This window comes from Nitriliruptor sp., assembly GCF_040882075.1.
In the GTDB taxonomy this organism is placed as follows: domain Bacteria; phylum Actinomycetota; class Nitriliruptoria; order Nitriliruptorales; family Nitriliruptoraceae; genus Nitriliruptor.
The window spans coordinates 3366-17121 of sequence record NZ_JBBEBZ010000117.1; the positions used below are offsets into that span (position 1 = coordinate 3366).

The 13756-nt window shown below is 71.0% G+C and carries 10 protein-coding genes and 1 pseudogene; 8 read left to right on the top strand and 3 right to left on the bottom strand.

Going from position 1 to position 13756, the window contains the following annotated elements; genetic code table 11:
* Nucleotides 1-254: 254 nt before the first annotated feature.
* Nucleotides 255-368 (bottom strand): annotated as a pseudogene (locus WEB03_RS06950) (MBL fold metallo-hydrolase); the annotation flags it as partial.
* Nucleotides 369-654: 286 nt separating this feature from the next.
* Between WEB03_RS06950 and WEB03_RS06955 the strand changes: the two are divergent.
* On the top strand, nt 655-1833 hold the full coding sequence (locus WEB03_RS06955) for an MFS transporter (RefSeq protein ID WP_368070220.1): 1179 nt from the start codon (nt 655-657) through the stop codon (nt 1831-1833).
* A gap of 20 nt (nt 1834-1853) precedes the next feature.
* Here WEB03_RS06955 and WEB03_RS06960 read toward each other — a convergent pair whose 3' ends face one another.
* A complete protein-coding gene (locus WEB03_RS06960; protein WP_368070221.1) occupies nt 1854-2513 on the bottom strand; it encodes an MBL fold metallo-hydrolase in 660 nt (219 codons plus the stop codon).
* A 234-nt stretch (nt 2514-2747) separates the two neighbouring features.
* Here WEB03_RS06960 and uvrA point away from each other — a divergent pair, with 234 nt between their 5' ends.
* On the top strand, nt 2748-5642 hold the full coding sequence (gene uvrA, locus WEB03_RS06965) for an excinuclease ABC subunit UvrA (protein WP_368070233.1): 2895 nt from the start codon (nt 2748-2750) through the stop codon (nt 5640-5642).
* 10 nt (nt 5643-5652) lie between these two features.
* Here uvrA and WEB03_RS06970 read toward each other — a convergent pair whose 3' ends face one another.
* Complete coding sequence (locus WEB03_RS06970; protein WP_368070222.1) at nt 5653-6882, bottom strand: mechanosensitive ion channel family protein; 1230 nt, start codon at nt 6880-6882, stop codon at nt 5653-5655.
* A 97-nt stretch (nt 6883-6979) separates the two neighbouring features.
* Here WEB03_RS06970 and uvrC point away from each other — a divergent pair, with 97 nt between their 5' ends.
* From uvrC to pgk, 6 genes are all read left to right on the top strand, one after another.
* Nucleotides 6980-8941 carry an excinuclease ABC subunit UvrC gene (gene uvrC, locus WEB03_RS06975; RefSeq protein ID WP_368070223.1) on the top strand — a complete coding sequence of 654 codons (1962 nt, stop codon included), beginning with the start codon at nt 6980-6982 and terminating at the stop codon, nt 8939-8941.
* The gene (gene rapZ, locus WEB03_RS06980) at nt 8938-9846 is read left to right on the top strand and encodes an RNase adapter RapZ (protein ID WP_368070224.1); all 909 of its coding nucleotides are present in this window, start codon (nt 8938-8940) and stop codon (nt 9844-9846) included. The genes uvrC and rapZ overlap by 4 nt, the downstream gene beginning before the upstream one ends.
* Nucleotides 9839-10765, top strand: a complete 927-nt coding sequence (yvcK, locus tag WEB03_RS06985; RefSeq protein ID WP_368070225.1) for a uridine diphosphate-N-acetylglucosamine-binding protein YvcK — start codon at nt 9839-9841, stop codon at nt 10763-10765. Before rapZ ends, yvcK begins: the two co-directional genes overlap by 8 nt.
* Before the next feature lie 7 nt (nt 10766-10772).
* A complete protein-coding gene (whiA, locus tag WEB03_RS06990; protein WP_368070226.1) occupies nt 10773-11732 on the top strand; it encodes a DNA-binding protein WhiA in 960 nt (319 codons plus the stop codon).
* Nucleotides 11733-11775: 43 nt separating this feature from the next.
* A complete protein-coding gene (gap, locus tag WEB03_RS06995) occupies nt 11776-12783 on the top strand; it encodes a type I glyceraldehyde-3-phosphate dehydrogenase (RefSeq protein ID WP_368070227.1) in 1008 nt (335 codons plus the stop codon).
* Nucleotides 12780-13756, top strand: a 977-nt coding sequence (pgk, locus tag WEB03_RS07000; RefSeq protein WP_368070228.1) for a phosphoglycerate kinase, incomplete at its 3' end; no start/stop codon positions are given. The genes gap and pgk, both read left to right, overlap by 4 nt.

Here is a 13756-nt window from a genome sequence, read left to right on the forward strand (position 1 = left end):
TTCCGCGCGGCGGGACGGGTCCAACTCGCGAACGAGGGAATCCGGGCGCTGCCACTGATCACCGCTTGCGGGGCCCTCACGTGGCGCTGGCGCCACACCAGCGCCCCGGTAGACCGCCGCGCACCCGACTGCTGGGACGCGACACCCGGGGCGAGGCCGGCCCGGCGAGAACCGCTGCCGTTCCACGCCGGTGGGCGTCTCTCGTCGCTCACCTCGGCTACCCAGCCGCGTTCGCGCCGCTCCTGGAGGTGAGGGCCCGGGTACACGTGCGTCTCATCGGGGAGCCGGTCGAACAGGGCCTCCAGGCCGTCCATGATCCGGGCGTGGTTCTCGCTCGACCCGAACGTGCTCCCCGGTCCCCCGGGGAACCGTGCGGCCGCGGCTACATCGGGTGTTCGAAGGTTCGCTGCACACGTCCTCCACCTCCCGCGGCAGTCACTGAGAGCGGGCGAGGCCCCGGCTGTGAGACGGCAGGCCCACACAGGGCGGGGAACACCGGCTCGTTACCGTCGCGAAACGCTTCGGGTCCGAGGAGCGCGCTGCTAACTGGAGCCGCTGTTCCCCGAGCGCAGGGGAGCGCCTCGGCGTGCGAACGCCGTGAGCTCGGTGGATGACCGCCGTCCTGTGCACCGTGCCCTAGACGAAAGGTCCGACGTGATCACGAGCCAGGCTTCCCGTGTCGGGGGTGCCGGTCTGCTGGCGCTGGTGGCGACGTACGGCATCGGCCGGTTGGCGTACGGATTGTTCGTGCCGAGGTTCCGGGAGGAGTTCGGCTTGCCACTGGACGTGCTGGGCTTCTACGCCAGCGCAGCCCAGGCCGGCTACCTGGTTGCCACCGTGGCGACCGGCGTCCTCGCGGCCCGTTACGGACCTCGCGTGCCGGTCTTCTCGGGGTGTCTGCTGCTGGCGGTCGGCGCAGCAGCGACCGCGTCAGCGTCTGGTCCGGTCCTGCTGGCGGCGGGGGTGATCGCCGCGGGAACGAGTGCCGGTGGTGCATGGGCGCCGTTCGCGGACGCGGTCCGCGACCACGTCCCAGCGGCCGGAACCCGGCGTGCCTTGGCCCTGGTCAACGCCGGCTCCCCGGTCGGTCTGGTCCTCGCCAGCGTCCTCGTGCTCGTCGGCGGAGACCGTTGGCGGACCGCGTGGTGGGCGTTCGCGATCATCGGGTTGGTGGCGGCCGCGGTGGCCTGGCGGGTACTGACACCAGGATCCGTCGGCCCGGCCCTCGACCGTGGACGGCCTGCGCTGCGGTGGTTCTTCAACCTCCGGTCGGGGCGGCTGTTCGTCGTCACGTTGGGGGTGTCGATCACCTCCGGTGCGTACTTCGCGTACGCGCCCGACACGGCGCAGGACGCCGGTCTGGCCCCCTGGATCGGTCCGGGGATGTGGGCGGCTCTGGGTATCGCCGGGACGGCGGTGGGGGTCTTCGGCGGCAGGGTCGCCGATCGCTACGGCCTGCGGTGGCCCCTGGCGGTGATGCTCGCCCTGGTCGCCGGAACGAACGTGGTGCTGTTGGTCGCGCCCGGCTCCGTGGGCGCCGCGCTGGGATCGGCGGCCCTGTTCGGGGTGGGCTTCACCACCGCGTTTGCACTCGTGGTGATGTGGAGCCAGCAGGTCTTCCAGGACCGCCCCACCACCGGGTTCACCTCGACCATCGTGTTCGCCGCGGCCGGGTTCATCCTTGGGCCCAGCTTCTTCGGCGTGCTGGCCACCCACGCCGACCGTTCCGTGGCACTACTTGTGACGGCCCTCCCTGCTCTGCTGGCGGCACTGTTGCCTCCATCCCGTGCTGACCGCTCCCCGGGCCACGACCTGGGTACGGCGTCTGACTAGTGCGTCGCCGTCCGCGTCGGCTACCAGCCGCGTTCGCGCCACTCGGCGAGGTGAGGCCGTTCGGTGCCGATGGTGGTGTCATCGCCGTGGCCGGGGTAGACGTGTGTCTCATCGGGCAGGCGGTCGAACAGTGCGTCGAGGCCGTCCATGATCCGCTCGTGGTCCTCGGGAGTTGTTGTCCGCCCATGACCGCCGGGGAAGAGGGTGTCGCCGCTCAGCAGGTGCGGGCGGTCCTCGCCCTGGACGAGGTACAGCAGCGACCCCTCGGTGTGCCCGGGGAGGTGGAGCACCTCGATCTCGAGCTCACCGACCGTGACGCGATCGCCATCCTGGAGCTCACGGTCGACGGGGCGGGGGAACAGCTCGGCGTCGCCCGGGTGGCCCCACACCTCGATCCCCAGGTCGTCGCGGACGCCGTCCCAGGCCCGGATGTGGTCCCAGTGCCCGTGCGTCTGGACGGCCGCGACGGGGGAGATCCCCTCGAGTGCCTCCGCCAACCGCTCGGGCCGGGCGGCGACGTCGACGAGCAGTGCGTCACCCGTGCGGGTGCACGCCACGACGTAGACGTTGTTGTCGAACTCCTCGACCGACAGCTTGCGCAGCAGCAGGTGCCCATCGGTGCGGTCGAGCCAGTCCCCGTCGGGGTCGACGTGGCCGCGGTCGACGTCGTGTTCGGTCATCGAGAGCTCCTGGTCCGGGGCAGCCTACGGGCCGGCTACTTCACGAGGTGGGTCGAACGGGTGTTCGACCCCGCGGCCCAGGTTCGGTACCGTGGGACGTCGGTACCCTCGGGCCGCGGCCACCTCCGCACGTTTCACCTCCCGTGGCCCGCTCGCGTCGGCCGGTCCGCGGCCGCTCCCGTCCCACCTGCTGCCGGAGGACCTCGCGTGGCCGCCAGCCCCCGTCGGAGTGCCGTGCACGACCGGATCGTCGTACGCGGAGCTCGCGAGCACAACCTCAAGGACGTCGACCTCGACCTGCCCCGCGACGCGCTGATCGTGTTCACCGGGCTGTCCGGGTCGGGGAAGTCCTCGCTGGCGTTCGACACCATCTACGCCGAGGGGCAGCGGCGCTACGTCGAGTCGCTGTCGGCCTACGCGCGCCAGTTCCTCGGACAGATGGACAAGCCGGACGTCGACTTCATCGAGGGGTTGTCCCCGGCCATCTCGATCGATCAGAAGTCGACCTCCCGCAACCCACGCTCGACGGTGGGGACCATCACCGAGATCTACGACTACCTGCGTCTGCTGTACGCCCGGATCGGCCAGCCGCACTGCCCGAACTGCGGCCGTCCCATCGCCCGGCAGACCGCCGAGCAGATCGTCGACCAGGTCCACGAGCTGCCCGCCGGCACGCGCTTCCAGGTCCTCGCACCCGTCGTCCGCGGCCGGAAGGGCGAGCACGCGGCGCTGTTCCAGCAGCTGTCGACCGAGGGGTACGCCCGCGTCCGGGTCGACGGGGACGTGTACCCGATCGAGGAGGTACCCAAGCTCGCCAAGACCTACAAGCACACCATCGAGGTGGTGGTCGACCGGCTGGTGCAGAAGGAGGACATGCGCCGCCGGCTCGCCGACTCGATCGAGACCGCCCTGCAGCTGGCCGATGGCATCGCGATGATCGAGGTCGTCCCGACCCGCGAGGCCATCGACGCGGCTCACGACGCAGGCCTGCCCGAACCGCAGGCCGAGACCCTGACGTTCTCCGAGCACCTCGCCTGCCCCCACTGCAACCTCAGCTACGAGCAGCTCGCCCCGCGCAACTTCTCGTTCAACTCGCCCTACGGCGCGTGCGAGGCGTGCAGCGGTCTCGGGACCCAGCTGACGGTCGATCCCGAGCTCGTGCTCGGGGACCGCGACCTGTCGGTCGAGGAGGGCGTGGTCCTGCCGTGGGGGACCGGGCAGCAGTCGAACTACTACCGCCAGCTCCTGCGCGCCACGGTGACGCACGCCGGGGGTGAGCCGACCACGCCGTGGCGGGACCTCTCGCCCGAGGTCCAGGACGCGGTCCTGCACGGGCTGCCCGACCGGGTGCACGTCAGCTACACCAACCGTTACGGGCGCAAGCGGTCCTACAAGGCGCAGGTCGAGGGCGTCATCCCGTCGCTGCTGCGTCGCCACGCCGAGACCGAGTCCTCACACGTGCGTGAGCAGGTCGAGCAGTACATGCGCGAGGTGCCGTGCCCGACCTGCGCCGGCAAGCGCCTCAAGCCCATCGTTCTCGGGGTGACCGTCGGCGGGACGTCCATCGCCGAGCTCACCGGCATGTCGGTGGCCGAGGCCGACCGGTTCGTCGCCCAGCTCGAGCTGTCCGACCGCGAGACCATCATCGGTGCCCGTGTGGTCAAGGAGATCCGCGCCCGGCTGCGGTTCCTGCTCGACGTCGGGCTCGACTACCTCACCCTGAACCGTGCGGCGGGGTCCCTGTCCGGCGGCGAGGCCCAGCGCATCCGTCTGGCGACGCAGATCGGCGCCGGGCTCGTGGGGGTCCTCTACGTCCTCGACGAGCCGTCCATCGGTCTCCACCAGCGCGACAACGAACGGCTCATCGAGACCCTCATCCGCCTGCGCGACCTCGGCAACACCCTGATCGTCGTCGAGCACGACGAGGCCACCATCGACGCGGCGGACCACGTCGTGGACATCGGTCCCGGCGCGGGCGTCCACGGCGGCGAGATCGTCCACTCGGGCTCGGTCGAGGGCCTCAAGCGCCTGACCCGCAAGTCCCTCACCGGCGCCTACCTGTCGGGCGAACGACGGATCCCGATCCCCGCCGAGCGGCGGACCGGCGACGGGCGCGTCCTGGCGGTCCGCGGCGCCACCGAGCACAACCTGCGCGACCTCGACGTCGAGCTACCGATGGGCACCTTCTCGTGCGTGACCGGGGTGTCCGGGTCGGGGAAGTCGACCCTCGTCAACGACATCCTGTCGCGCGTGCTGATGCGCCACGTGTACGGCTCCCGCGAGCTGCCGGGCCAGCACACCCGGGTCGAGGGGCTCGAGCACGTCGACAAGGTCGTGGTCGTCGACCAGTCCCCGATCGGTCGCACCCCCCGCTCGAACCCCGCGACCTACACCGGCGTGTTCGACCACGTGCGCAAGCTCTACGCCAGCACCCAGGAGGCCAAGGTCCGCGGCTACCAGCCGGGCCGGTTCTCGTTCAACGTCAAGGGTGGCCGCTGCGAGTCGTGCCGGGGTGACGGGACGCTCAAGATCGAGATGCACTTCCTGCCGGACGTCTACGTGCCGTGCGAGGTCTGCAAGGGGCGCCGCTACAACCGCGAGACCCTCGAGGTGCACTACAAGGGCAAGACCATCGCCGAGGTGCTCGATCTGTCCATCGAGCAGGCGCTCGAGTTCTTCCAGAACATCCCCGCCATCGCCGGTCACATGCAGACTCTGGTCGACGTGGGGCTCGGGTACGTGCGGCTCGGGCAGCCGGCGACGACGCTGTCGGGTGGCGAGGCGCAGCGCGTCAAGCTCGCCTCCGAGCTGCGCAAGCGCGCCACCGGGCAGACGGTGTACATCCTCGACGAGCCGACCACCGGCCTGCACTTCGAGGACATCCGGCGGCTGCTCGACGTGCTCCACCGCCTCGTCGACAAGGGCAACACCGTCATCGTCATCGAGCACAACCTCGACGTGATCAAGACCGCGGACCACGTGCTCGACCTCGGTCCCGAAGGTGGTGACGGTGGTGGCACGATCGTCGCCCAGGGCACCCCGGAGGAGGTCGCCGCGGCTGCGGGGAGCTACACCGGCAAGTTCCTCGTCGACGTGCTCGAGCGGGCGTCGGCCGGACGGCGACGATGACCGCTGCTGGTCAGTCGGGTCGAGGCTCGGAACCACGGATGATGCGCAGCTCCGCGGTGCGATCCCGGCCGTCTTCGTAGGCGTCCCCGGTCACCTCGTCGAGGTCGACGGTGGCGGGTTCGTCAGGCGGACCCGCATCGGACGTCGCCAGGCCGCGAGGTCGACCATGTGGGTCGGTGTGCTCCTCGACGCCCTGGCGGGTCACCTCCAGCGGGTACCCGGTGGCGAGGCCGCCGACGTCGACCAGTTGGCTCGGCATCCGGATGCGCGCCTGGGTGAACGCGTGGTGGAGTCGCTCGCGCATCTGGCGGTTGATGTCCCAGTTCGCCATGGGCTTGGTCGGGGTGACGACGCGGATCGCCAGCCCGTGCGGCGAGAACTCCTGGACGCCCCAGATCTCCGGAGGCCCGATGATGTCGTCGCCCCAGACGGGGTCCTCCGCGAGCTCGGTGGCGATCTTGTAGATGATCGCCTTCGCCGTGGGGACGTCGGAGTCGAGAGCGATCGGGACGTCCAACGTCGAGCGCGACCAGTGTTGCGACAGGTTGCCGACGCGCTGCACGTCGCCGTTGAGCACGTGCCACACGATGCCGTCCATGTCGCGCATCGCGGTCGACCGCAGGCCCACGTGCTCGACCTGGCCGATGCGTTCGTCGATCTGGATCCAGTCGCCGACGCCGTACTGGTCCTCGACCAACATCGCGATGCCGGCCAGCACGTCACGGATCATCTGCTGCGCACCGAACCCGACGACCACCGACAGCAGGCCGGCACCGGCGAGGATGGGCTGGAGAGCGACGCCGAGCACCTGGACGATGATCACCAGGATCGCGATCGACCAGACCGTCACCCCGGCGACACCGCGCATCACGCCGGTGATGGCGCGCAAGCGCTGCGAGCGTCGGGTCCGGTACTGCTCGGCCGAGCGGATCGCGCCGCGCTCCTCTGCCTTGGCGAGGCGCTCGGCGATCTTGCGTTCCATCCGCGCCGCGAAGCGTGCGATGAGCCGCCCGAGGATGCGCGCGAGCACGAAGGCGATCACGAGGATGAGCACGACGCGCAGGATGGTCCCGATCACCCCGGCGAACGTCGCCACGGACTCGTTGCCCGTCACCCGGTAGAGCAGCTCGCACAGCGCGTCCGGGGCCACCTCGGTGTCGTCGGCACCCGCCCGTACGCACAGGTCGTCCGGGATCGCGTCGGCCTGCGCCAACAGCAGCTGCAGCACGATGCTCCTCACGGTCGTTTCGCTGGCTCGTGCAGGCGCCAGCGTAGACCCGCGCCGGAGGGGTGCAGGAGCGGGGGAGGGCACCTCAGAGCAGTACGCTGCGAGGTCGATGAAGAACCCGTCCCTCGCCTTCCGCCCCGAGGCCGGCGCGATCCCCGACGCGCCGGGCTGCTACCAGTTCATCGACGGTGCCGGACGCGTGGTCTACGTCGGCAAGGCCAAGTCCCTGCGCCAGCGGCTGGCCAACTACTTCGGGGTCTGGTCGAGCATCGCCCCCCGGACCCGCGCGATGCTCGAGGCCGCACGATCGGTCGAGTGGATCGTCGTCGATTCCGAGGTCGAGGCGCTCCACCTCGAGTACACCCTGATCCAGCGCCACAAGCCGCGTTACAACGTCCGCTACGTCGACGACAAGTCCTACCCCTACCTGGTCCTGACGACGTCGGAGGCCGTCCCGCGCGCCATCGTCAAGCGCGGCAAGGTGGCCAAGGACGACCGGCGCTTCGGCCCGTACGCGCACGCCTACGCCATCCGCGAGACCCTCGACCTGCTCCTGCGGGTCTTCCCGGTCCGCACGTGCCGCAACGGGGTCTACGACCGCGCCCAGCGGCTCGGCCGGCCGTGCCTGCTGTTCCACATCGACCGGTGCGCAGCGCCGTGCACCGGGGTGGTGTCGACCGAGGAGCACCGCGATCTGGTCGACGCCTTCGCGGCCTTCCTCGACGGTGACACCGGGCCGGTGCTGGCGCAGCTCGAGGCGGAGATGCGCGACGCCGCGGCCGATCTGAACTTCGAGGCCGCTGCGAGGCGACGCGACCAGCTGCAGGCCGCCCAGAGGGCGCTGGAGAAGCAGCAGGTGGTGACCGAGAAGCCCGAGGACCTGGACGCGATCGCCGTGTTCGAGGACGAGCTCGAGGCGGCGGTGCAGGTCTTCTTCGTCCGGCGAGGTCGGCTCGTCGGTCGCAAGGGTTGGACGGTGGACAAGGTCGAGCCGCTGACCACGCCCGAGCTGCTCACCAGCTTCCTGTTGCAGCTCTACGCCGAACGCTCCGACGAGGTGCCACCCCAGATCGTGGTCCCGGTCGAACCCGACGATGCCGACGCGTTGTCGACGTTGCTCGCCGAGCAACGCCGGTCCACGCGCGCGGGCACCCGCGGCGCCCCGATCCAGCGGGTCCGGTTCACCGTCCCGCAGCGCGGTGACAAGCGGGCGTTCCTCGAGACGGTCGAGGAGAACGCCCGCGAGGCGTTCCATCGGGCGCGGCTCAAGCGCGCCACCGACTTCGACGCGAGGTCGCGCGCGCTCAAGGAGCTCGGCGACGCCCTCGGGCTCCACGAGGCGCCGCTGCGCATCGAGTGCTTCGACATCTCCCACCTCGGTGGGACGGAGGTGGTGGCCTCCATGGTGGTGTTCGAGGACGGGCTGCCGAAGAAGTCCGAGTACCGCCGGTTCAAGCTGTCCGAGGACAAGAACGACGACGTCGCCGCGATGCAGGAGGTGATCGGTCGGCGGTTCAAGCGCCTCGTCGAGTCGCGGGGGCAGCCGGTCATCGGCGAGGACGGTCAGCCGCGCAAGTTCGCCTACCCGCCGAACCTGGTGATCGTCGACGGGGGGAGGGGCCAGCTGAACGCGGCGTTGGCGGCCGTCGAGGACCTGCCGATCGACGACGTCGCGTTCGCTGGCCTGGCCAAACGCTTCGAGGAGCTGCACGTCCCCGGCCGGTCCCGTCCGGTGGTGCTGCCACGCGGCAGCGAGGCGCTCTTCCTCGTCCAGCGGGTCCGGGACGAAGCGCACCGCTTCGCGATCACCTACCAGCGTGGCCGTCGGCGGTCGAGCCTGGCGAGCTCCGAACTCGACACGATCCCCGGCATCGGGCGGACGCGGCGGGCGGCGCTGCTCGAGCGCTACGGCTCCCTGGCGGCGGTCCGTCGTGCCACCGTCGAGGACCTCGAGGGTGTGCCGGGCATCTCCCGTACGCTCGCGACGCAGGTGTACGCCCACCTGCACCCGACGGACGCAGGACCGGACCGACCGGCGGCTGACATTCACGCAGCGGAGGAGGCGACGTGACCGACCCGGCACCGGAGACGTCGGAGAGCGTCGACGCGACCCACGCTTCGGACGTCCTGATCATCACGGGGATGTCGGGCGCCGGCCGCACCGAGGTGGCCAAGGTCCTCGAGGATCACGACTGGTTCGTGATCGACAACCTGCCACCCTCGCTGCTCGGGAAGGTCGTCGAGCTCGCCTTCGTCCCCGGTTCGTCGGTCAGCCGGGTGGCGCTCGTGGCCGACGTCCGCGGGCGTCAGTTCTTCGACGAGCTGCTCGAGACCGTCCGCCAGCTCCGCGCCGAGCCGGGACAGGTCCGCCTGCTGTTCCTCGAAGCTTCCGACGAGGTGCTCGTGCGGAGATTCGAGACCACCCGTCGCCGCCACCCCGCCGGACCTGAGGGCATCCTCGAGGGGATCCACCGCGAACGTGAGCTCCTCGCCGAGCTGCGGGGCACGGCCGATCTCGTCATCGACTCCTCGAGCACCAACGTCCACCAGCTGCGCGATCGCGTGGTCGAGGTGCTCGGGATGGAGGACCAGTCGCCGTTGCAGGTCACGGTCGAGTCGTTCGGGTTCAAGCAGGGCGCGCCGCGGGACGCCGACGTCGTCCTCGACGTGCGGTTCCTCCCGAACCCCCACTGGGTCGACGAGCTCCGACCGTTCACCGGACTCGACCAGCAGGTGCGCGACTACGTCTTCGGCCAGGATCTGACCGGGCCGTACGTGGCGGCGCTCGAAGCGCTGCTCGACGCCTCCGTCCCTGGCTACGTGCGCGAGGGCAAGCGCTACCTCACGATCGCCGTCGGGTGCACCGGCGGGAAGCACCGGTCGGTGGCCATCAGCGAGCACGTCGCCGCCCACCTCCGACGCACGGCTCCGGACGTCCGCGTCGCCGTCGAGCACCGAGACCTCGGACGTGAGTGAACGCACGGGCCCCGGAGACGGCTCGCGGGCCGTGGCCATCGGTGGCGGACACGGCCTCTCGCGCTCGCTCGATGCCCTCGCTCGGGTCGTCGACCACGTGACGGCCGTCGTCACGGTGGCCGATGACGGGGGATCGTCCGGCCGGTTGCGGCGCGATCACGACATCGTGGCGCCGGGGGACCTGCGCATGGCGCTCGCGACGCTCGCCCGGGACCGCGACCTGGCCGATCTGATCCAGTACCGGTTCAGCCGCGGCGAACTCGACGGCCACAGCCTCGGCAACCTCATCCTGGTCACGCTCCAGGACCTGTCCGCCGGCGACGTCGTCGAGGGGCTCGATCGCCTGGCTCGGCTGCTCGACGTGCCGGGACGTGTCCTGCCCTGCACGACGGTGCCGGTCACCCTCCAGGCGCGCGCCGACGGTGGGCTCGTGGACGGGCAGGCGGCGGTCGCCACGACCTCGCACCTGCGCCAGGTGTGGCTGGATCCGACCGAGCCGCCGGCGACCCCCGCGGCCGTCGCCGCCGTGCGTCGCGCCGACCTGGTGGTCCTCGGGCCCGGATCGCTGTTCACCAGCGTGCTCCCGAACCTGCTCGTGCCGGGTATCGCCCGCGCCATCGCAGCCTCGGAGGCTCCGACCGTGCTGGTCGCCAACCTGCGCGAGCAACCGGGGGAGACCGAGGGGTTGAGCCTGCCAGCCCACCTCGATGCACTCACCGAACACGTCCCCGGGCTCCGGGTCGATGTCCTGATCGCCCACGACGGGCCGGGTCCGCACGAGGGAAAGCCCCTCACCGTCGATCTCGACGCGCTCGCCGAGCGGGTCGACGAGGTGGTCGTCACCGACCTCTTCGACGGCCGGAACGGTCACGATCCGGTCGCCCTCGCGGCTCGTTTCGGCGAACTGCTGGCGCGGTGAACCGGTCGTGACCTTCACCGACGAGGTCAAGCAGGAGCTCGCTCGGCTCCCGATCGGTGACGGGGACGCCGTCCGGGCCGAGCTGGCCGCCCTGCTCCGCTTCGGTGGCGCCCTGGTGCTCGGGGGTGGGGACCGCGGGATCGGTGTCGATCTCGAGACCGTCGCTGGAGCGACCGCCCGCCGCACCTACACCCTGCTGCAACGCCGCTACGACGTCGCGCCCGAGCTTCGCGTGCGGGCCCCGGGTGGTGTCCAGCGGCGACGGCTCTACGGGGTGCGGCTCGACGGCGCCGGCGACACGGTCGCCCGCGATCTCGGCTTGCTGGGCAGCGACGGCCGCCCGACCCCTGCCGCACCCGTCGTGGGGGAGGCCGGCGGCCCCACGGTCCGCGGCGCGTTCCTGGCGGCCGGCAGCGTGTCGGCACCCGACCGCCCACCGCACCTCGAGCTCGTCGCGCACCGCCGGGACGCCGCCGAGGCGCTCGCCGTCTCCCTCGGTGCGCTCGTCGACGGTCGCGTTGCCGTCGCCCCTCCGCGCAGCGACGGGAGGGACGAACGTCCGCGCGTCGTCGTCAAGTCCGGGTCGAGCATCGGTGAGGTGCTGGCGGCCATCGGAGCGACCGGCGCGTTCCTGCGCTGGGAGGAACGCCGGCTCCGGCGCCAGGTGCGGTCGGAGGCGACCCGGTTGGCCAACGCCGACGCGGCCAACCTCCGCCGGACGGTCGAAGCTGCCAGCTCGCAGATCCAAGCCGTCGAGCGGGTCGTCGCCGAGATCGGGTGGGATGATCTGGACGAGGACCTGCGCGGCGTGGCCCTCGCACGCCTGGTCAGCCCGGACGCGTCGCTGGTCGAGCTCGGCCAGCTCACCGATCCCCCCCTGACCAAGTCCGCCGTCCACCGCCGGCTCCGACGGCTGGTATCGATGGCCGAGGGTCTCGAGCCCGGGCCCACCGAGGGCCGTTGCTAGGGTGCCGGGACGTCCCGTCCGCGCCCCCCGAGGAGCCTGCCCGATGACCCTGCGCGTCGCCATCAACGGCTTCGGCCGCATCGGCCGCAACTACCTCCGTGCCACCAAGCAGCGCGGTCTCGACGTCGACATCGTCGCCGTCAACGACCTGACCGACACGGCCACGCTGGCCCTGCTGCTGAAGTACGACAGCGTGCACGGCCGCTTCGATGGCACGGTCGAGACCTCCGGCGATGACCTGGTCGTCGACGGGAACACGATCAAGGTCCTCTCCGAGCGTGATCCGGCTGCCCTGCCGTGGAGCGACCTCGACATCGATGTCGTCATCGAGTCGACGGGTTTCTTCACCACGCGGGCCGATGCTGCCAAGCACCTCGACGCGGGCGCGAAGAAGGTGCTGATCTCGGCCCCCGCCAAGGGCGAGGACGTGACCATCGTCCTCGGGGCGAACGAGGGCGACTACGACCCGGCCGAGCACGACGTCATCTCCATGGCGTCCTGCACCACCGGCTCGGTCGTGCCGATGGCCAAGGTGCTCGACGACGAGTTCGGGATCGTCCAGGGGCTGATGACCACCGTCCACGCCTACACCGGCGACCAGTCGCTGCACGACTCTCCCCACAAGGACCCGCGGCGTGCTCGTGCGGCGGCGCTCTCGATCATCCCGACCACCACCGGTGCCGCGAAGTCGGCCGCGCTCGCCCTCCCACAGCTCGAGGGCAAGCTCGACGGGCTCTCGCTGCGCGTGCCGATCCCGGACGGTTCCATCACCGACCTGGTGCTGGTGCTCGAACGCGAGGTGACGGTCGACGAGGTGAACGCGGCGATGAAGGCCGCGGCCGAGGGTCCGCTCGAGGGCATCCTGCAGTACAGCGAGGAACCGCTGGTGTCGATCGACATCGTCGGCAACCCGCACTCCTGCATCTTCGACGCGCCGAGCACGATGGCCAGCGGGACCCTCGTCAAGGTCCTCGGTTGGTACGACAACGAGATGGGCTACTCGACGCGTCTCGCCGAGGCGGCAGCGCTGATCGGTGCCGGTCTCCGATGACCCGCGTGCCGCTCCTCGAGGGGATCCGCACGCTCGACACCCTCGAGGTGCGGCCGGGTCTGCGTGTCTTCGTTCGGGCTGACCTCAACGTCCCGCTCCGCGACGGGGTGGTCACCGACGACCTGCGGATCCGGGCTTCGGTGCCGACCCTGCGTCGGCTCGTCGACGGTGGGGCCAGGATCGTGGTCGCCTCCCACCTCGGTCGTCCGAAGGGCAGCCCGGACCCCAGCTCGTCGATGGCGCCGGTCGGTGAACGCCTCGGCGACCTGCTCGGGACCGACGTGATCATCGCGGTCGATGTGGTCGGTGACGACGCGACGGCCAAAGCGGCGGCGCTCGAGGATGGCCAGGTGCTCCTGCTCGAGAACCTGCGTTGGGATCCGGGCGAGACGACCGGTGACGACGGGTTCGCCGGCGCGCTCGCGGCCTTCGCTGACGTGTACGTGAACGACGCGTTCGGTGCCGCCCACCGCGCTCACGCGTCCATCTCCGGCATCCCCGCGAGGATCCCCGGGTACGCCGGGCTCCTGCTCGAGCGTGAGCTCGAGGTGCTCGGGGGGCTGCAGGCGGACCCGGTCTCGCCCTACGTCGCGGTGCTCGGTGGGGCCAAGGTCAGCGACAAGCTGAAGGTGCTCGAGCGGCTGCTGCAGCACGTCGACGCCATCGCCGTCGGTGGCGCCATGGCGTTCACCTTCCTGGTGGCCGAGGGCGGCTCGGTCGGGACCTCCCGTGTCGAGGAGGACCAGGTCGACACGGTCCGCGATCTGGTCGCCGAGGCGCGCCAGCGTGGTGTGGACGTCCTGCTCCCGACCGACGTCGTGGTGGCCGCGGACTTCGCCGAGGACAGCCCCGCGACCACCGTCCCCGTCGGGGAGATGCCCGGTGACCAGATGGGCCTGGACATCGGGCCCGAGACCGCCGCGACGTACGCGGACACGATCCGGTCCGCCGGCAGCGTGTTCTGGAACGGCCC